An 18626-nucleotide genomic window follows, 5' to 3' on the forward strand; every position below is an offset into this window, starting at 1 on the left:
GTGTGAAGAGCGCGTACCGCGTGCGCAACATCGCCGACCCGGCCGCGTAATGGTCGTCCATGACGCTCGTCCTATGACAACGACCGACACCCACTGCCCGTATTGCTCGCTCCAGTGCGGGATGCGGCTGCGCCCGGCAGGCGGCGTGGTCGAGGTGCTGGAGCGGCCGGAGTTCCCGGTGAACCTCGGGGCTCTGTGCGGCAAGGGCCGGACGGCCGCGGCGCCGTTGTCACCGGCGGTCCGGCTCACCGCGCCGCTGGTGCGCGACGAGCGCGGCGGGCAGCTGCGGGAGGCGAGCTGGGAGGAGGCCCTGGACCGGATCGCGACGGGCCTGTCGGCGGCGGCCGAGCGGCACGGCCGGGACGCGGTGGGGGTGTTCGGCGGGGGCGGGCTGACCAATGAGAAGGCGTATCTGCTGGGAAAGTTCGCCCGGGTCGTGCTGCGGACCGCGAACATCGACTACAACGGCCGGTTCTGCATGTCGTCCGCGGCGGCCGCGCACCGGCGGGCGTTCGGCATCGACCGGGGGCTGCCGTTCCCGCTCCAGGACATCACCCGCACGGGCTGTGTGATCCTCGTCGGCGCCAATCCGGCCGAGACGATGCCGCCGGCCCTGCGCTTCTTCCGCGAGCTGCGGGAGAACGGCGGCACCCTGATCGTGGTCGATCCGCGCCGGACCCGCACGGCGGAGCAGGCCGATCTGCATCTCCAGCCGCTGCCGGGCAGCGACCTCGCCCTGGCCATGGGCCTGCTGCACCTGATCATCGCGGACGGGCTGCTGGACGAGGACTTCATCGCCCGGCGTACGACGGGCTTCGAGCAGACGCGCGCCGCCGCGATGGCGCACTGGCCGGAGCGGGTGGAGCTGCTGACGGGGGTGCCGGTGGCGCGGCTGCGCGAGGCGGCGCGGATGTTCGCCGGCGCGGCGGAGGGCATGGTGCTGACCGCGCGCGGCCCGGAGCAGCAGAGCAAGGGCACCGACACTGTCAGCGCCTGGATCAACGTCTGCCTGGCGACCGGAAAATCCGGACGAATCGGCTCCGGTTACGGGTGTCTGACCGGTCAGGGCAATGGCCAGGGTGGCAGGGAACACGGGCAGAAGGCCGATCAGCTGCCCGGTTACCGCTCGATCGAGGACCCCGCCGCCCGCTCCCACGTCGCCTCGGTGTGGGGCGTGGACCCCGCCGCGCTGCCGGGCCCGGGCCGCTCGGCGTACGAGCTGCTGGACGGCCTGGGCCAGGAGGGCGGCGTACGGGCGCTGTTGCTGATGGGCTCCAATCCCGTGATCTCCGCACCGCGCGCGGCGCATGTGACCGAGCGGCTGCGGGCCCTGGACTTCCTCGCCGTCGCCGATCCGATGCTCTCGGAGACGGCGCGCCTGGCCGACGTGGTGCTGCCGTCCACGCAGTGGGCGGAGGAGACCGGCACGCTCACCAACCTCGAAGGGCGGGTGCTGCTGCGCCGGAAGGCCGTGGACGCGCCGGACGGGGTGCGCGGCGATCTGCGGGTGCTCCACGACCTGGCCGCCAGGCTGGGTGTGGAGACGGGCTTCCCGGAGGATCCCGAGGAGGTCTTCGAGGAGTTGCGGCGGGCGTCGGCGGGCGGTCCGGCCGACTACGCGGGCATCAGCTACGCCCGGATCGGGGCCGAGGACGGGGTGTTCTGGCCCTGTCCGGACGAGGCGCATCCGGGCACGCCCCGGCTCTTCCTGGACCGCTTCGCGACGCCGGACGGCAGGGCCCGGTTCGCCGCGGTGTCGCACCGGCCCGCCGCCGAGGAGCCGGACGCCGACTTCCCGCTGTTCCTGACGACGGGGCGGGTGGTGTCGCAGTACCAGAGCGGGGCGCAGACCCGGCGGGTCGAGGAGCTCAACCGGGCCGCGCCGGGCCCGTTCGTGGAGCTCCACCCCGTGCTCGCCCGGCGCCTGGGGGTCACCGAGGGCGAGCTGCTGACGGTCAGCAGCAGGCGCGGGGAGGCGCGGGCACCGGCCCGGGTGACCGACTCCATCCGGCCCGACACGGTCTTCATGCCGTTCCACTGGGGCGGTGCCGGGCGGGCCAACTCGCTCACCAACCCGGCGCTCGACCCGACGTCGGGGATGCCGGAGTTCAAGCTCTGCGCGGTGCGCGTGGAACGAACCGCGCAGGCGGACCGGTGACCGGCCGGATCGCCGTGGTGGGCGCGGGCATGGCCGCCGCGAGGTTCGCCGAGCGCTTCCACGCGCTGGGCGGGCGGGGCGAGGTGACGCTGTACGGCGCGGAGCCGGGCGCCCCGTACAACCGGGTGCTGCTCGCCGACGTGCTCGCCGGGCGGTACGCGGCGGAGGGGATCGGCCTGCCGTACGGGGAGGGGGTCGTGCGGGCGGGCGGCGCGGTGACGGGGGTGGACGCCGGCGCGCGGACGCTGCGTCTGGCGGACGGCTCCGGCGCCTCGTACGACGAGCTGGTACTGGCGACGGGGGCGGAGCCGGTGCTGCCGCGGGTGCGTGGCCTGCGGGGCGCCGACGGCGGGCTCCGGGACGGGGTGCACGCGTTCCGCACGCTCGCCGACTGCCGGCGGCTGGCCGGCGACGCGGCGGGGGCCGAGCGGGCGGTGGTGATCGGGGGCGGTGTGCTGGGGGTGGGTGTGGCGCGGGCGCTGGCCGCGCTCGGGCTGTCGGTGACGATCGTGTACCGGGGGCCGTACCTGGTCGAGCGGCAGCTCGACGAACAGGCCGGGGCGATGCTGCGCAGCGGGCTCGCGGATCTCGGCGTCGGGACACTGCGCGACGCCTGCGGCGGGCTCCTCCCCCACCCCGCCCCTTCCCGGAACCGTGGCTCCGCCCCGGACCCCGGTCCTCGATCGCCGGACGGGCTTGATCAAGCACGCCCCGGCCGCATCACCGGTGTCGAGCTGGCGAGCGGCACCGTCCTGGACGCCGACCTCGTGGTCGTGGCCTGCGGCGTGCGGCCCCGCACCCGCCTCGCCCGCGCCGCGGGCCTGCCCGTGCGCACCGGCAGCCTGGTCGACGACACCCTCGCCTGCGCCCCCGGCACGTACGCCATCGGCGACTGTGCCGAACACCGCGGCGTCACCCACGGCCTGGCCGGTCCCGCCTGGGCGCAGGCCGACGTCCTCGCCGCCCGGCTCTCCGGTGCCGACCCGGACGCGGTCTACACCGGCTCGCGCCCGTACACCCGGCTGACGGCCGGCCCCCTGGAGTACGCGGCGTTCGGCGAGACCGCCGAAGGGGGCCCCGGCCTGGACGTCCTGCGGCTGACGGACGCCACCCGCGGTTCGTACAAGAAGCTCGTCCTGCGCGGCGACCGGCTCGTCGGCGGCATTCTCATGGGCGACCTGGCCACGGTCGGCGCGCTCACCCGGGCCTATGAGCGGGACGACCCGCTGCCCGCGGATCCCCTGCACCTGCTCACCACCCAAGGAGCGTCGTCATGACGATGAAGGATCTGGTTCTGGTCGGTCACGGCATGGTCGGCCAGCGCTTTCTGGAGGCGCTGTTCGAGCAGCCCGGCGCGGCCGGGCGGTGGCGGGTGACCGTGCTCGCCGAGGAGAACCGGCCCGCCTACGACCGGGTGCGGCTGACGTCGTGGTTCTCCGACACCACCGCCGAGGAACTCTCGCTGTGTTCGAAGGAGTTCCTCGACACGCACGGCATCGAGCTGCTGCTGGGCGACCCGGCCGCCGCCGTCGACCGTGCCGCGCGGACGGTCACCACCGCCGCCGGCCGTGAACTGTCCTACGACACGCTGGTGCTGGCCACCGGTTCGTACCCCTTCGTGCCGCCGGTGCCGGGGCACGACGCCGCCGGCTGCCATGTGTACCGCACCATCGAGGACCTGGAGGGGATCCGGTCGGACGCGGCCGGGGCGCGGGTGGGCGCGGTGGTCGGCGGCGGGCTGCTCGGGCTGGAGGCGGCGGGCGCGCTGAGGGCCATGGGGCTGGAGACGCACGTGGTGGAGTTCGCCCCGCGGCTGATGGCGCTCCAGGTGGACGACGGCGGTGGCGCCGTACTGCGCCGCAAGATCGAGGAGCTGGGCGTCGCGGTGCACACCGGCGCGGGCACCCAGCGGATCGAGACCGGCGACGACGGCCGGGTGCGCGCCATGGCGCTCTCCGACGGCACGGAACTGGCCACGGACCTCGTGGTCTTCTCGGCCGGGGTACGGCCGCGCGACGAGCTGGCGCGCCGGTGCGGGCTGCCCGTCGGCGAGCGCGGCGGGATCGTCGTCGACGAGCGGTGCCGCACGGAGGATCCGCACATCCGGGCCATCGGCGAGTGCGCGCTGGCCGCCGACGGCCGGGTGTACGGGCTCGTCGCGCCCGGCTACGCGATGGCCGAGGCCGCGGCGCTCGATCTGGTCGGTGGCGAGGGGTCCTTCACCGGGGCCGACACCTCCACCAAGCTCAAGCTGCTCGGCGTGGACGTGGCCAGCTTCGGCGACGCCCACGGCACCACCGAGGGCGCCCTCGACGTGCTGTACTCCAGCAGCAGGGAGGGCGTGTACAAGAAGCTGGTGATCGGTTCCGACGGCGCGCTGCTCGGTGGCGTGCTCGTGGGCGACACCGAGGCGTACGGCGTGCTGCGGCCCCTGGCGGTCAGCGGCGCGCGGCTGCCCGTACCTCCCGAACAGCTCGTCCTGCCCGCCTCGGCGGGGGCGCCCGCCGGTCCGGTGGCCCTGCCCGACGAGGCGGTGGTCTGCTCCTGCCACAACGTCGACAAGGGCACCATCAAGGCGGCCGTGAGCGAGCACGGCTGCACGTCGACCGCCGAGGTCAAGCGGTGCACCAAGGCCGGCACGGGCTGCGGGAGCTGCGTCAAGCTCCTGGGCACCCTGGTGTCCGAGGAGCTGGCGGCCGGCGGCGCCGAGATCGTCACGGGGCTGTGCGAGCACTTCACCCAGACCCGCGCCGAGCTCTACGAGATCGTCCGCGTCAAGGGCATCACCGGCTTCTCCCGGCTGGTCGACGAGCACGGCACCGGCGAGGGCTGCGACATCTGCAAGCCGGTCGTCGCCTCGATCCTGGCGAGCCTGGGCAACGGGCACATCCTGGACGGCGAGCAGGCCGCCCTCCAGGACACCAACGACCACTTCCTCGCCAACCTCCAGCGCAACGGCTCCTATTCGGTCGTCCCCCGCGTCCCCGGCGGCGAGATCACCCCCGAGGGCCTGATCACCATCGGGGAGATCGCCCGGGACTTCGGCCTCTACACCAAGATCACCGGCGGGCAGCGGATCGACCTCTTCGGCGCCCGCGTGGACCAGCTGCCGCCGATCTGGAAGCGGCTGGTCGACGCGGGCTTCGAGTCCGGGCACGCGTACGGCAAGGCCCTGCGCACCGTGAAGTCGTGCGTCGGCGAGACCTGGTGCCGCTACGGGGTGCAGGACTCGGTGGCCCTCGCCATCGAACTGGAGCTGCGCTACCGCGGGCTGCGCGCCCCGCACAAGCTGAAGTCGGCGGTCTCCGGCTGCGCCCGCGAGTGCGCCGAGGCGCAGAGCAAGGACTTCGGCGTGATCGCCACCTCGGCGGGCTGGAACCTCTACGTGGGCGGCAACGGCGGCATGACTCCGCGCCACGCCGACCTGCTCGCCGCCGACCTGGACCGCGCGACCCTGATCCGCACGATCGACCGGTTCCTGATGTTCTACATCCGCACCGCCGACCGGCTGGAGCGCACCGCGCCCTGGCTGGAGCGCCTGGAGGGCGGCCTGGACCACCTGCGCGCGGTCGTCATGGACGACGCGCTCGGCATCTGCTCCGTCCTGGACGACCTGATGGCCCGCCATGTCGGGACGTACGAGGACGAGTGGTCCGCCACGCTGGCCGACCCGGAGCGGCTGCGCCGCTTCGTCTCCTTCGCCAACGCCCCCGGCACCCCCGACCCGACCGTGCGCTTCGTCCCGGAGCGCGACCAGATCCGCCCGGCCCGCCCCCACGAGGAGGGCCGGATCCTCACCCCGGCGGTCGCCGCTCCCGCGCTGATCGCCGGAACCGCCCTGGAGGTGCGTACCCGATGACGGTGGAGATCCATGACGGCCGCGACTGGCGGACCGTGTGCGACTGGACGGCCCTGATGCCCGGCCGCGGTGTGGCGGTGCTGGTGGGCGACGAGCAGGTCGCGGTCTTCCGCGACCGGGACGGGCAGGTCTACGCCGTCGGCAACCGCGACCCGTTCAGCGGTGCCTACGTCCTCTCGCGCGGCATTCTCGGCAGCCGGGACGGCGCCCCGGTGGTCGCCTCCCCCATGTACAAGCAGGCGTTCGACCTGCGGACCGGCGCCTGTCTGGACGAGCCGACAGCGCCCGACGGCAGCGAGGCGGCGCTGCGGGTCTGGAACGTACGGGCCCACCCCTCGCCGCCGCCCGCCGCCCGCGCCACTGGGGCCCGGCGGCACGACATCGACGACTGGCGGCCGGAGGACAACGCCTTCTGGACCGAGTCGGGGGCCGCGGTGGCCCGCCGCAATCTCGTCTTCTCCGTGCTGTCGGAGCACATCGGGTTCTCCGTGTGGAGCCTGTGGTCGGTGCTGGTGCTCTTCCTCGGCCCGGAGTACGGCATCGACCCCGCCGGGAAATTCCTGCTCACCGCCCTGCCCACGGCGCTCGGCGCGACGCTGCGGCTGCCGTACACCTTCGCGGTGGCGAAGTTCGGCGGCCGCAACTGGACCGTGTTCAGCGCCCTCCTGCTGCTGGTGCCCACCGTGCTGGCCGGTGTGGTGCTCGAACCGGGCGTCTCGTACACCACCTTGCTGGTGGTCGCCTGTGTGGCCGGGGTCGGCGGCGGCAACTTCGCCTCGTCGATGGCGAACATCAACGCCTTCTATCCGCAGCGGCTCAAGGGCTGGGCCCTGGGCGTCAACGCGGGCGGCGGCAATCTGGGCGTACCCGCGGTACAGCTGGTCGGCCTGCTGGTCATGACCGTCGCCGGTACCGCCCACCCCAGGCTGCTGCCGCTGCTGTACATCCCGCTGATCGCTCTCGCCGCCCTGGGCGCGGCTCTGCGGATGGACAACCTCACGGCGCTGCGCAACGACAAGCACGCCATGCGCGACATCTGCCGCGAGCCGCACACCTGGATCATGTCGGTCCTCTACATCGGCACCTTCGGCTCCTTCATCGGCTTCGGCTTCGCCTTCGGGCAGGTGTTGCAGGTGCAGTTCCACGACCAGTTCGACACTCCGGTCAAGGCCGCCGGCCTGACCTTCATCGGCCCGCTGCTGGGTTCCCTGGTCCGACCGGTCGGCGGGCTGATGGCCGACCGCTGGGGCGGCGCGAGGGTGACGCTGTGCAACTACGCCGCCATGGCGGTCGGCGCGGCGCTCGTCCTGGCCGCGTCCCGGCAGGGTTCGCTGCCGCTGTTCATCACCGGTTTCGTGGCCCTGTTCGTCTTCAGCGGCATCGGCAACGGTTCGACGTACCGGATGATCCCGGCGATCTTCCGGGCCCGGGCCCGGGTCTCGGTGGCGGCCGGAGCCGACCCCGAGGCGGCCGAACAGCGGTCACGGCGCCGCGCCTCGGCGCTGATCGGCGTCGCGGGGGCGGTGGGGGCCTTCGGCGGCGTCCTGGTCAACGTGGCCCTGCGCCAGTCCTTCCTCGCCTCTCACAACGGTGACGCCGCGTATCTCACCTTCCTCGCGGCGTACGCGCTCTGCGCGGCGCTGACCTGGGCGGTCTACCTGCGCCCGGCGCCCGGGCGGCTGACGGGGGTGTGAGTTCAGGGGTGGCGGACGTGGGCGCCGGGGGTGCGGCCGAAGGCGCGGCGGAAGACGTCGATGAAGGCGCTGGCGGAGGACCAGCCGCACCGGTGGGCGACGGTGGTCACCGGCACGTCGTCGGCCAGCATCCGCAGCGCGTGGTAGAGGCGTAGCTGGGTGCGCCACTGGGGGAAGGTCATGCCCAGTTCGCGGCGGAAGAGCCGGCTGAGGGTGCGCTCACCGGCTCCCGTCGCGGCGGCCAGGGCGGCCAGCGTGCGCGGATCCGCGGGGTCGTGGTGCAGGAGGTCGCAGACGGCTCGGAGGCGGGGGTCGGTGGGGGCGGGCAGCTGGACGGGTTGCCGCTCGAAGCCGCCGTCGTCCGGCCGGCGGCGACCGCCGACGTCACGAGACGCCCCTGAGCCCGTCGTCGGCGGGGCTTGTCAGCCGCCTCCGGCGCCCGCTCCGTCCCCGGCGTCCACCGGCTCCCCGATGTCCTCCGGCAGGACGAGCGTGGTGAGGGCGCCGCCGTCGGGGGCGTTGGCGAAGGTCAGCTCCGCGTCGATGGTGCGGGCCTGGCCGACGGCGATGGTCAGGCCCAGGCCATGGCCCTTGGCGCCGCTGGTGGTGGGCTCGGTGCGGAAGCGCTGCGGGCCGTGTTCGAGGAGGTAGTCCGGATAGCCGTCGCCGTGGTCGCGGACGGTGATCACCGGGCCGTCGACGGTGAGGGTGACGGGCGGGCGGCCGTGCCGGTGGGCGTTGGCGAGGAGGTTGCTCAGCACCCGCTCCAGGCGGCGCCGGTCGGTGACGACGCACGCGTCGCGGACGATCCGCACGTCGGCCTCCAGCCCGGAGGCCCGTACGGCGCGCTCGGCCAGCTGCCCGAGGTCGTGCGCGTCGAGGTCGGGCCGCTCCGTGGCCGAGTCCAGCCGGGAGATCTCCAGCAGGTCCTCGGTGAGCCGGCGCAGGGCCTGCACCCGGTTCCGTACGAGCTCGGTGGGCCGGCCCGGCGGCAGCAGGTCGGCGGACGCCTGGAGGCCGGCGAGCGGGGTGCGCAGCTCGTGGGCCACGTCCGCGGTGAACCGCTGCTCGCTCTGCAGCCTGGCCTGGAGGGTGCCCGCCATGGCGTCGAGCGCCTCGGCGACGGCGGCGACCTCGTCCTGTGCCTTGGAGGGGTCGGTGGTGCGCGGGTCGGCGACGCGGGCGTCGAGGTCGCCCGCGCTGATGCGGCGGGCGACGTCCGCGGTGCGGTGCAGGCGGCGGGTGACCCGGGAGACGGCGAAGACGCCGACGAGCAGCGTGCCGCCGATGGCCAGGGCGGACGAGCCGACGATGGCCCGGTCCAGGCCCTCGATGGTGCTCGCGCCGTGGCGGTAGTCGAGCCGTGCCGCCAGCACCCCGCCGTCCGCGGGGCCGGCGGCCCACATGGTGGCGATGCCCTTGTCGTCGCCGAGCGCGGTGCCGCGCCGGCCGCGCAGCGCCATCTCGCGCAGCTTGTCGGGGATTCCGGGCGGGTTCAGGTCGGCCTGGTGGTGCATCGGGTCACCGGCGGCGTAGGCACGGGCGCCGGAGTCCAGCTTCGCGAGCGCCTCGACGCGTGCCTGGTGGACGGTCTGCCGGGTGACGATGACGTGCACGAGGATGCCGAGCACCGCGGCGACCACACAGCACATCACGGCCAGGAAGAGCGTGAACTTCCCGTACAGCGACCCGAATCGGGAGATCCTTCGCAGCCGGGGCCGCGTCGGGCGCAGGCGGGCGCTCACCGGCGGCGCTCCGTGCCGCGGCGCGGGGTGGCGGTGTCGTTGTCGGTGCGGCGGATCTCGTCGCTCCGGAGGTCCATGTAGCGGCGGTGGGCGTCCCAGGAGTAGACCGAGCGCACGGCGTAGTGCGGGGTGGCCGAGGGCTCCCAGACGATCAGGTCACGGCCCGCCACCTCGATGGCGGAGGGCTGGACGACCGTGAGCATGATGCGGGTGAGGTGCCCGTCCACGACCGTGTAGCAGCGCAGTGCGACGAGGTGCTCCTCCATCTCGATGGCCATGATCAGCTCGTTGTGCCCGTCGCCGGTGAGGTCCCGGTAGACGGGGGTCCTGACCGGGCAGCCCCGATGCTTGCCGGAGCAGGAGGCGACCTTCGCGGCCGTCGCGTCGTCGAGCCCGTCGGCGCCGTTGTCGTCGTGCCCGCGGGCGGCGACCTCGGCCTTGATCACCGCGTACGGGTCCACGGCGCGGATGTCGCCGGAGGGGATCGCGGCGACGCCCGGGACGCGCGTGGCGGTGACGTCGTCGTGCTGCTCGCCGGTGGGCGTGGGGGCCGCCGGACGGTCGGGCCACAGCCGAGACGGGGCGGCGGCGGGCGCGGTCCGGCCGGCGCTGAGCGGCTCGCCCACGGTCCCGCACCCGGTGGCCGCGACCGCGAACAGCGCGACCGTCGCGAGCACCCGCGCTAGGTGGCGGCGGGGTGCGGCGGATCGGACGTACGGGGCGGATCGGGGCACTGCGGAGTTCCAATGTCGTGGGTCGGGCGCCGCGGTTCGCGCCTCGCGCGGCGGCTCGGCGGGCCCCTTCGCGGGGGCGGCATCCACGACGATGTTAAGCGAGTGGTCTCCAGGGGCTGCCGGGCCCGGCCGCGCGTGCCGGTGGAGGCGGCCCCGCCCGACCCGTGCGCCTGTGGCACCGGGAGCCCGCCCGCACGCCGGCCTCCGGTGCCGGTGTCAGCGCTTCCTGCGCTTGGCGATGGTCGTCATGACCACCGGAAGCAGGAGCTCCAGCGCGCGCGAGGCGGAGCCGACGGGCAGGCCCGTCCTCTTGGCGACCGCTTCGGCCACCGGCCCGGCGATCTTGCTGAGCACCCCGGACATCAAGCCGCCGGCCGGCCCGGCCGCTCCGCCCGCCGTTCCTCCCGCGCTCGTGAGCGTCGCGGGCAGGGCGTCGACCGTGGCCTCGACGAACGTCCTGGCCCCTTCGCCGTCGGTGCCGAGCTCACGGGCAAGCTCCTCGATCCGGTCCTCGCCGAGTTCGTCGAGTACGTCCTTGCGCAGCGCTTCGTCGCCCATGTCCACGACCCTACGCGCGCGGGCGCATCCCGGTACACCCGGCGACGCACCGGTCACCCCGAGGGACCACCGGGCGATCGAACACCACCGTCCGCAAGATCCTTAAGCGGGGGCGCGGCGGCTTTCACCTCATTGGGCGGAAATACGACTTCCCGATCTATCCGGGCGGCCGGTGCGAACTAGCGTGGTTCCCCATGTCGCAGCCCTTCGAACTCCCCCGCTTCTACATGCCGTATCCGGCCCGCCTGAACCCCCATCTGGAGAGCGCGCGCGAGCATTCCAAAGCGTGGGCCCGCGAGATGCGGATGATCGAGGGGTCGGGCATCTGGGACGAGACGGCGTTCGACTCCCACGACTACGCGCTGCTGTGCGCCTACACCCACCCCGACGCCTCGGCCGCCGAGCTCGACCTGGTGACGGACTGGTATGTCTGGGTGTTCTTCTTCGACGACCACTTCCTGGACATCTTCAAGCGCACCCGCGACATGGAGGGCGGCAAGGCGTACCTCGACCGGCTGCCCGCGTTCATGCCGATCGACCCCGAGGACACCTCACCCGAGCCGACCAACCAGGTCGAGGCGGGCCTGGCCGACCTGTGGGCCCGTACGGTCCCGGTGATGTCGCTCGACTGGCGGCGCCGCTTCAAGGAGAGCACCCGGCATCTCCTGGAGGAGTCGCTGTGGGAGCTGGCCAATATCAACGAAGGCCGGGTGTCCAACCCCGTCGAGTACATCGAGATGCGCCGCAAGGTCGGCGGCGCGCCGTGGTCCGCGAACCTCGTGGAGCACGCGGTGGGCGCGGAGGTGCCCGCCGCCATCGCGGCGACCCGGCCGATGCGCGTCCTGAAGGACACCTTCGCCGACGGGGTGCACCTGCGCAACGACCTCTTCTCGTACCAGCGCGAGACGCAGAACGAGGGTGAGCTGGCCAACGCGGTGCTGGTGCTGGAGAAGTTCCTGGGCGTCGGCACCCAGCAGGCGGCCGACGCCGTCAACGACCTGCTCACCTCGCGGCTCCAGCAGTTCGAGCACACGGCTCTCACCGAGGTCGAACCGCTTCTCCTGGAGCACGGCCTCGACCTGTCGGCCTGCGCCGATGTCGTCGCCTACGTCAAGGGGCTCCAGGACTGGCAGTCCGGCGGCCACGAATGGCACATGCGCTCCAGCCGGTACATGAACGGCGCGGCCGAGCGGGCGGCGGACGCGCCCGCGTCGGTGGCGCGCAGCCTGCTGGGCGGCCCGTCGGGGCTGGGCACCTCGGCGGCCCGGCTGGTGGCCTCGCTGGTGGAGACGGCCCCCGCCAGGCTCCGGAGCCACACTCATGTGCCCTTCGAGGTGGTCGGCGCGCTCCCCCACCCCGACTTCCCCATGCCGTACGAGACGCGGCTGAGCCCCCACCTGGACGCCTCGCGGCGGCACAACGTCGAGTGGAGCCACCGCACGGGGATCCTGGACGCCGTGCCGGGCCTCCCCGGCTCCGGCATCTGGGACGAGGAGAAGCTCAAGGACATCGATCTCCCGCTGTGCGCCGCCGGTATCCACCCGGACGCGACACCGGAGGGGCTCGACCTGACCACGGACTGGCTGACCTGGGGCACGTACGCCGACGACTACTATCCCGTCGTCTTCGGCCGCACGCCGGACCTGAGCGCCGCCAAGGCGTACCACGAACGCCTGCTGGCCTGCATGCCGTTGGACCTCGCCGCCATGCCGCCCGCGCTGACGGCGCTGGAGCGCGGCCTGGCGGAGCTGTGGCCGCGCACGGCCGGACCGATGGGGACCGACGACCGCCGGGCGTTCCGCGCCGCCGTCGAGGCCATGCTGGAGAGCTGGCTGTGGGAGCTGGCGAACCAGAAGGAGAACCGCATCCCCGAGCCCGTCGACTACATCGAGATGCGCCGCCAGACCTTCGGCTCGGACCTCACGATGAGCCTGTCCCGGATCGGCCACGGCAACTCCGTGCCGCGCGAGATCTACCAGACGCGGCCGGTCAAGGCCATGGAGAGCGCCGCGCAGGACTACGCCTGCCTGATGAACGACATCTTCTCCTTCCAGAAGGAGATCCAGTTCGAGGGCGAGGTCCACAACGCCGTCCTGGTGGTGCGGAACTTCTTCGACTGCGGTACGACCGAGGCACTCGGCATCGTCGCCGATCTGATGGCGTCACGGATGCGGGAGTTCCAGCACGTCGTCGCCGTCCAGCTGCCCGCGCTCTTCGAGGACTTCGGTCTCGACGAGAAGGCGCGGGCGACGCTGGAGGCCTACGCGGAGGAGCTCAAGAACTGGATGTCCGGGATCCTCACCTGGCACCGGGGCTGCCGCCGCTACGCCGAGGCCGACCTGCTGCGCCACAACGCCCCCAAGGCACCGCCGCTCGGTGCGCCGGGCGGTCTCGGCACGTCGGCCACCCGGCTGGCGGCGCTGCTGCGGTCACCGGCCGCGGAGGCGCTCACGGTCGGCTGACGAGGGTCCGTACGGCCTTCCCTCACCGTCGTCCGTGGCGAGCGGTCACGGACGACGGGACGCGCTATCGGGCGGCCAGTGCGCGGACCACGGCCATGTCGTCGAAGGGGATGAGCCGTTCCCCGACGATCTGATGGGGCTCGCTGCCCTTCCCCGCCACCAGCACGATGTCCTCGGGCCGTGCGGCGGACAGCGCGGAGAGGATCGCCGTCCGGCGGTCGGCCACGCGGTGGAAGGGGGTCCCGGTGGCGGCGAGGCCGGGGGCGATCTGGTCCAGGATGGCCTCGGGGTCCTCGTCGCGCGGGTTGTCCGAGGTGAGGAAGCACAGGTCGGAACGGTCCCCGGCGATCCGGCCCATGGGCGCGCGCTTGGTGACGTCCCGGTCGCCGCCGCAGCCGAAGACGGTGATGATCCGCCCGGTCGCGAAGCCGCGGATGGTGGTGAGGACCTTCTCCAGGGAATCCGGGGAGTGCGCGTAGTCCACGATCACGCGTGTGCCCCGCGGGGTGGTGTAGCGCTCGAACCGGCCGGGGATGGCCGGCATCCGGTCGAGTGCGTCGACGAGCGCCGACAGGTCGTGGCCGAGCAGGTGGCAGGCCGCGAGGGTGGCCAGCGCGTTGGCGACCGAGAAGCGGCCCGGGACGGGGATGGCCGCGGGGTATTTGCGGCCGTCGTGGTGGAGCGTGAAGCGGGTGCCGACGGCGTCGACGAAGAGGTCGGTCGCCCGGAAGTCGGCCGGTGCGTCCAGGCCGTAGGTGGTGACGGCGCCGGGCATCAGGGCGTGGATCCCGGCACCGACGGGGTCGTCGGCGTTGACCACCGCGCGGCCGCTCAGTCCCCTGAAGAGGCTCAGCTTGGCGTTCTTGTAGTTCTCCATGGTGCCGTGGTCGTCGAGGTGGTCCTGGGTCAGGTTGGTGAAGACGCCGATGTCGATGGGCACATGATCCAGGCGGCGCTCCAGCAGGCCCATGGAGGTGGCCTCCAGGACCACGCTCCGCACGCCCCGGTCGCGCATGTGGCCCAGGAGGTAGTGGAGGTCCGGCGACTGCGGGGTGCTGAGCGCCGAACGCGGCATCGGGATCGAATGCCCGCCGATCCGGCTGCCGGAGGTGCCGATGACACCCACCTTCGCGCCTTCGGCGATCCGCAGGGCGGACTCGACCATGCACGAGACGGACGTCTTGCCGTTGGTGCCCGTGATCGCCACGACGTCCATGGCGCGGCCGGGATGTCCGTAATAGCGGGAGGCGGCGAGCGCGGTGGCCGCCCGCACGTCCGCCACCCGTACGACGCATGCGCGCCCGGGCGGGCCGGCCGGTGGCGGCGGGGTGTCGTCCTCGGTCAGGACGGCCACGGCTCCGCGTGCCAGCGCCGGCCCGGCGAGTCCGGGGCCGCCGTCCTCGTGGCCGGGGACCGCGATGTAGAGCGCGCCGGGCGTCACCCGGTGGGCGTCGAAGGTCATTCCGGCGGTGATCGGGGTTTCCGGGTCGCCCTGGAGAAGGTGGTGGTCGTGGCCGTCGAGCAGTGCGCTCAGTTTCATGATGTCCCCTCGGAGGCGGCCGATGGCGCACCGCGCGTGGCCCGGCCTGACGGCGAGGGTGACGGTGACCGGAACCGCGTTGATGACCAAGGCCCGGTGGGGCCGGGGAGCATGTCGACCGGTCGGTTGCCGGCCTCGTCGACGCGGTACGGGTGCACGGCGGCGCGGGGACCGGGTCACCGGCGGTGACGCGTGAGAGCGAGCGGGTCCCCGCGAAGGGGATATCTGCGTGCGAGCCGAGGGCCGGACCGGCCGGGCGTCGCTACCTGTTCACCGAGCGTCCGGCCGCGTGTGCGACCGGTCCGGGTCCGTGCCCGTCTCCCGGGCCGGCTGACATCCGGGTGGCCGGACCTTCCGGTCGGGCCGCGGAGGGGTGGAACACAGGTGGCCGGGCGGAGCAGGGGCCTGCCCGACACGACCTCAGTGTACGGGGAAGACGGCGCCGGTCGCGGCTGACCCGGACGCGCGGACCGGGCCGCGGTAAAGCGCGCCCCGAGCGGCGACCGCCCGCCCGGATCGGCTCCCGGCACCGGCGGACACGACCGGCCGGTCCGGAGATGTCCGGTCGATCACGCTCACGCGTGATCCCGACAGGTCCGAGGCCCGTACGGAGCGGCCGGAAGCCCCTGGGGTCCCAGGGGCCGCACGGCGGCATCCGGTGGATAGGGACGCGCTCAGTCCGTGCGCCCCACGGGGGTGACCAGGACCAGGGGGATCTCCCGGGTCGTCGCGGTGCGGTAGGCCGCGTACGAGGGCATCGCGGCCACCACCATCGGCCACAGGCGGGCCGACTCGGCCGCCGTGGCCGGCCGGGCCGTCGCGGTGAAGGTGGCCGCGTCGACCTGGAGGGTGACCTCCGGGGTGGCCAACAGGTTCAGGTACCAGGCCGGATGGCGGTCCGCACCCCCGTTGGACGCCGTCAGGACATACGCGTCCCCGTCCCGGACGTACGCCAGCGCCGTGCGGCGCAGCAGGCCGGACTTGCGGCCCCGGGTGGTGAGGAGCAGGTCGGCCACTCCTGGGCGGGGGCGGCCGCCGGTCTCCTCGAAGCGACGGATGTGGTCGGCGATCCAGGGGGTCGGGTTGTCGTGGATCACGTCGTTCATGCGGCGGATACTCCGTTGTGCGTCCGGTGCAGGGTGGGGACCTCGACCTCGTCCAGCAGGGCACGGGCGAAGTCAGCGGTCGTGATCCGGCTGTCGGCGGTGGCGGGGGCGAGCGCGTATCCGCCCGTGGACTCGCCCTCATGGTCGAAGTCCCCCGCCGGGCTCAGTACCACCCAGTCCAGCGCCTCGGGCGCGGCCGCCCGCAGAGCATCGGTGCCGGCGCCATGGCCGACGTAGAACTCCCGCCACTCCTGCGGGTACCCGGGGGTGTCCATCAGCAAGGTCCCGGACGCGGTGGGCAGTACGGACGCCAGCCCGACCGACACCAGCCGCTTCACTCCGGCCGCCGGGAGCCCTTCCGCGAGGGCGCGGGCGACGGTGGGGAAGAACTCACCGGGGCGCGCATCGGGATCGTACACGGCGGCGATCGCCGCGTCGTGCCCGGCCGCGAGCCGCGCCACGGCCGCCGGGTCCGTCACCTCACCGTCGGCCCGCCCGGCCGCCGTGACCTCGTGGCCCCGCCGTCGGGCCTCCGCCACAACCGCCTGGCCGACCCGGCCGCCCGCCCCGAACACGATGATCCTGCTGCTCTTCGTTTCCATGATCGGGAGCGTAGCCCGAGGGCTGGTTTCCGATCGGATACCGATCTACGGTGTAGATCATGACGACGTCGCAGGCCGAAAGAGCTCCGCTGGACCCCGAGATGTTCGACCCCGTCTGCCCCTCCCCTCTGGTGCCGTTCCGCGTGGGCGACAAGTGGGCCACGCTGATCCTGCGCTGTCTGCAGGACGGCCCGCGCCGGTTCTCGGAGCTCAAGGTTCCCCTGCGCGGCGTCACGGCCAAGTCGCTGACCCAGTCACTGCGTGGGCTGGAACGGGACGGTTTCGTCGTACGGGAGGAGTACGAGGGAACGGAGCGCCGCGTCGAATACGCCCTGACCCCGCTCGGCCGGGGTCTGCTGGGCCCGCTGGACACGGCCTGCGCATGGACGCGGGAGCATTGGGACGAGCTGATCGACGCGCAGGAGGCGAGCCTTTCGAGGGCCGCCGGCCATTGACGGTCGGCGACCCCGGCCCGGGCTGGGCCCCGGGCCGGGCCCCGGGCGGGCGTGAGCCGGGCTCAGGTCCGCCGGGGCCCGTTCTCGATCCTGTACTGCGTCGCCAGCTCCTCGAACCCCTCGCCGCCGCCCTCGCTCAGTACGACCGGGTGCGCCCCGCCCACGACGGCACGCACCCGGTCGGCCACCTCCGCGGCCCGTTCGCCGGAGGTGTAGACACCCAGGACGAGCACCGCCGTCCCGTCGCCGCCCTCGACGCCGAAGCCCCACGGCACGTCGCACGGACCGTCGTGCTCAGGGTCCGGACACAGCGCCCGTGCGACCGGCTCCTGGAGCGGGAGCGCCTCTTCGTGGTTCGCGCACCCGTGGATCCGGATTTCGAACAAGCGCGGCTCTCCGACCGGCATGCGTCCCTCCCCCGCGATTCGATACGGACGAAACGGCTCTGACGGTAACGGCTGCCGGCTGCCGCCGCATCGGCGTTTCCCGGGTCGCGGGACCCGCCGCCGGAGGGCGGTCCCGCCTCGAAGTTGACCTTCAAGCTGGCTTAACGTCCAGAATCGCGGCCATGAGTGACACCACACAGCTGCTGAACATCAGTGCCTTCGCGCGGCGTGTCGGCCTCGCGCCGTCCGCCCTCCGTTTCTACGACGACTGCCGGATCCTGCGGCCCGCTCGGGTCGACGGCGTCACCGGATACCGCTTCTACAGCCCGGAGCAGGAGGAGCGCGCGCGGCTGCTGCGGAGTCTGCGGGAGACGGGGTTGCCGCTGGCCGAGATCGCCGTGGTGCTGGACGGGCCCGAGGAGGTGGGGCGGGAGTTGCTGGAGCGGCATCTGGGGACGGTGCGGGATCAGACGGAGGCGGCGCAGGCCGCGATCGCGGCGGTGCTGCGCGGGTTCGCGGGTGGGCGGTCCGCCGGCACGACGCGGGCGCGGCTCGGTGGTGTGGAACTGGCCAGCGCCGTACGGCAGGTGGTGCCGGCCGCGGCGTCCGACCCGGAGTATCCGGTGCTGGGCTGTGTGCTCGTCGAGATCGACGAGGGTGAGGTGCGGCTGGTGGCGACCGACCGCTACCGGCTGTCGGTGCGGGTGCTGAAGCCGCTCGCGCTGACAGGGGCGCCCGCCAGGGTGCTGGTGGAGGCCGCCGAGCTGGTGGAGCTGGGGCGGTGGGCGGCGCGGTCCGCCGACGTCACCCTGGAGATCGACGCGGACGGGTTCCGGGTGCGCGGCGCGTCCGGGGAGCGGGCGCCGGTGACGTTCGACGGGGAGTTCCCCATGTACCGCGAGGTGCTCGCCGCGATGGCTCCGCCCGAGCACCGGGTGATCGTCGGCCGGTCGGCGCTGCGCGACGTGGTCGAGGGGCTCGGTGAGACGGCGGCCGTCACCCTGACCTTCTCCGACGACGGTGTGGCCGTCGCCGCGCACGACGCGGACGACGCGACGGCACTGCCCGCGATCTGCCAGGACGGGCGGCCGCCGCGGATCGGCTTCGACCCGGCCGTGCTGGTGCCCGTGCTGGAGACGAGCGTCGGTCCCGATGTGCTGCTGGAGATCGCGACGCCGACCGCCCCGGTCGTGGTGCGCTCGGCGGACCAGGGCAGCTTCACGACGCTGGTGATGCCGGTGGCCCTGGAGTTCGTCCGCTGACAGCTCGCGCCCGCGAAGTCGGCCGGCCGTGCGGCGGCGTTCGCGCAGGGCGCGAACGCGGCCGC

The 18626-nt window shown here is 73.5% G+C and carries 14 protein-coding genes and 1 pseudogene; 7 read left to right on the forward strand and 8 right to left on the reverse strand.

Annotated features, from left to right (window positions below; translation table 11 throughout):
• Positions 1-73 precede the first annotated feature (73 nt).
• The 4 genes from ACZ303_RS24145 to nirD are packed head-to-tail and all read left to right on the forward strand — an operon-like array spanning position 74 to position 7711.
• Complete coding sequence (locus ACZ303_RS24145; RefSeq protein WP_467342245.1) at positions 74-2158, forward strand: molybdopterin oxidoreductase family protein; 2085 nt, start codon at positions 74-76, stop codon at positions 2156-2158.
• Positions 2155-3435: an NAD(P)/FAD-dependent oxidoreductase gene (locus tag ACZ303_RS24150; RefSeq protein ID WP_467342247.1), complete on the forward strand. Its 1281-nt coding sequence runs from the start codon at positions 2155-2157 to the stop codon at positions 3433-3435. The genes ACZ303_RS24145 and ACZ303_RS24150 overlap by 4 nt, the downstream gene beginning before the upstream one ends.
• Complete coding sequence (gene nirB / locus ACZ303_RS24155) at positions 3432-6017, forward strand: nitrite reductase large subunit NirB (protein ID WP_467342249.1); 2586 nt, start codon at positions 3432-3434, stop codon at positions 6015-6017. Before ACZ303_RS24150 ends, nirB begins: the two co-directional genes overlap by 4 nt.
• Positions 6014-7711: a nitrite reductase small subunit NirD gene (gene nirD, locus ACZ303_RS24160; RefSeq protein WP_467342251.1), complete on the forward strand. Its 1698-nt coding sequence runs from the start codon at positions 6014-6016 to the stop codon at positions 7709-7711. Before nirB ends, nirD begins: the two co-directional genes overlap by 4 nt.
• A 2-nt stretch (positions 7712-7713) precedes the next feature.
• On the opposite strand, the pseudogene ACZ303_RS24165 reads toward nirD, so the two are convergent.
• The 4 genes and pseudogenes from ACZ303_RS24165 to ACZ303_RS24180 all read right to left on the reverse strand — a co-directional run.
• Positions 7714-8055, reverse strand: a pseudogene (locus ACZ303_RS24165) (helix-turn-helix transcriptional regulator); the annotation flags it as partial.
• A gap of 78 nt (positions 8056-8133) precedes the next feature.
• On the reverse strand, positions 8134-9456 hold the full coding sequence (locus tag ACZ303_RS24170; RefSeq protein ID WP_467342252.1) for an ATP-binding protein: 1323 nt from the start codon (positions 9454-9456) through the stop codon (positions 8134-8136).
• The gene (locus ACZ303_RS24175) at positions 9453-10133 is read right to left on the reverse strand and encodes a hypothetical protein (RefSeq protein ID WP_467342254.1); all 681 of its coding nucleotides are present in this window, start codon (positions 10131-10133) and stop codon (positions 9453-9455) included. The genes ACZ303_RS24170 and ACZ303_RS24175 overlap by 4 nt, the downstream gene beginning before the upstream one ends.
• 273 nt (positions 10134-10406) lie before the next feature.
• Entirely contained in the window at positions 10407-10748 is a 342-nt protein-coding gene (locus ACZ303_RS24180) for a DUF937 domain-containing protein (RefSeq protein ID WP_467342255.1), read from the reverse strand.
• Between the two features lie 194 nt (positions 10749-10942).
• Here ACZ303_RS24180 and ACZ303_RS24185 point away from each other — a divergent pair, with 194 nt between their 5' ends.
• Positions 10943-13210 (forward strand): family 2 encapsulin nanocompartment cargo protein terpene cyclase, encoded by a 2268-nt coding sequence (locus tag ACZ303_RS24185; RefSeq protein ID WP_467342256.1) that lies wholly within the window; start codon positions 10943-10945, stop codon positions 13208-13210.
• A gap of 64 nt (positions 13211-13274) precedes the next feature.
• Here ACZ303_RS24185 and ACZ303_RS24190 read toward each other — a convergent pair whose 3' ends face one another.
• The 3 genes from ACZ303_RS24190 to ACZ303_RS24200 form a co-directional block, all read right to left on the reverse strand.
• Complete coding sequence (locus tag ACZ303_RS24190) at positions 13275-14750, reverse strand: UDP-N-acetylmuramoyl-L-alanyl-D-glutamate--2,6-diaminopimelate ligase (protein ID WP_467342258.1); 1476 nt, start codon at positions 14748-14750, stop codon at positions 13275-13277.
• A gap of 674 nt (positions 14751-15424) precedes the next feature.
• Positions 15425-15856 (reverse strand): nitroreductase/quinone reductase family protein, encoded by a 432-nt coding sequence (locus ACZ303_RS24195; protein ID WP_467342260.1) that lies wholly within the window; start codon positions 15854-15856, stop codon positions 15425-15427.
• The gene (locus ACZ303_RS24200) at positions 15853-16458 is read right to left on the reverse strand and encodes an NAD(P)-dependent oxidoreductase (protein ID WP_467342262.1); all 606 of its coding nucleotides are present in this window, start codon (positions 16456-16458) and stop codon (positions 15853-15855) included. Before ACZ303_RS24200 ends, ACZ303_RS24195 begins: the two co-directional genes overlap by 4 nt.
• A 59-nt stretch (positions 16459-16517) precedes the next feature.
• On the opposite strand from ACZ303_RS24200, the gene ACZ303_RS24205 reads away from it, so the two are divergent.
• Complete coding sequence (locus tag ACZ303_RS24205) at positions 16518-16913, forward strand: winged helix-turn-helix transcriptional regulator (RefSeq protein WP_467342264.1); 396 nt, start codon at positions 16518-16520, stop codon at positions 16911-16913.
• 62 nt (positions 16914-16975) lie between these two features.
• Here ACZ303_RS24205 and ACZ303_RS24210 read toward each other — a convergent pair whose 3' ends face one another.
• Positions 16976-17320 (reverse strand): hypothetical protein, encoded by a 345-nt coding sequence (locus ACZ303_RS24210; protein ID WP_467342266.1) that lies wholly within the window; start codon positions 17318-17320, stop codon positions 16976-16978.
• A gap of 161 nt (positions 17321-17481) precedes the next feature.
• Here ACZ303_RS24210 and ACZ303_RS24215 point away from each other — a divergent pair, with 161 nt between their 5' ends.
• Entirely contained in the window at positions 17482-18561 is a 1080-nt protein-coding gene (locus tag ACZ303_RS24215; protein ID WP_467342268.1) for a DNA polymerase III subunit beta family protein, read from the forward strand.
• The last annotated feature ends 65 nt before the right edge of the window (positions 18562-18626 follow it).

This window comes from Streptomyces sp. NPDC023527, from assembly GCF_055560115.1.

What these genes read in the sequence shown, in the direction of transcription:
- ACZ303_RS24195 (WP_467342260.1), bottom strand. Translation starts at nt 15,856, where the DNA reads ATGAACGACGTGATCCACGACAACCCGACCCCCTGGATCGCCGACCAC.
- ACZ303_RS24145 (WP_467342245.1), top strand. Translation starts at nt 74, where the DNA reads ATGACAACGACCGACACCCACTGCCCGTATTGCTCGCTCCAGTGCGGG.
- ACZ303_RS24200 (WP_467342262.1), bottom strand. Translation starts at nt 16,458, where the DNA reads ATGGAAACGAAGAGCAGCAGGATCATCGTGTTCGGGGCGGGCGGCCGG.
- nirD (WP_467342251.1), top strand. Translation starts at nt 6,014, where the DNA reads ATGACGGTGGAGATCCATGACGGCCGCGACTGGCGGACCGTGTGCGAC.
- ACZ303_RS24185 (WP_467342256.1), top strand. Translation starts at nt 10,943, where the DNA reads ATGTCGCAGCCCTTCGAACTCCCCCGCTTCTACATGCCGTATCCGGCC.
- ACZ303_RS24210 (WP_467342266.1), bottom strand. Translation starts at nt 17,320, where the DNA reads ATGCCGGTCGGAGAGCCGCGCTTGTTCGAAATCCGGATCCACGGGTGC.
- ACZ303_RS24205 (WP_467342264.1), top strand. Translation starts at nt 16,518, where the DNA reads ATGACGACGTCGCAGGCCGAAAGAGCTCCGCTGGACCCCGAGATGTTC.
- ACZ303_RS24190 (WP_467342258.1), bottom strand. Translation starts at nt 14,750, where the DNA reads ATGAAACTGAGCGCACTGCTCGACGGCCACGACCACCACCTTCTCCAG.
- nirB (WP_467342249.1), top strand. Translation starts at nt 3,432, where the DNA reads ATGACGATGAAGGATCTGGTTCTGGTCGGTCACGGCATGGTCGGCCAG.
- ACZ303_RS24180 (WP_467342255.1), bottom strand. Translation starts at nt 10,748, where the DNA reads ATGGGCGACGAAGCGCTGCGCAAGGACGTACTCGACGAACTCGGCGAG.
- ACZ303_RS24215 (WP_467342268.1), top strand. Translation starts at nt 17,482, where the DNA reads ATGAGTGACACCACACAGCTGCTGAACATCAGTGCCTTCGCGCGGCGT.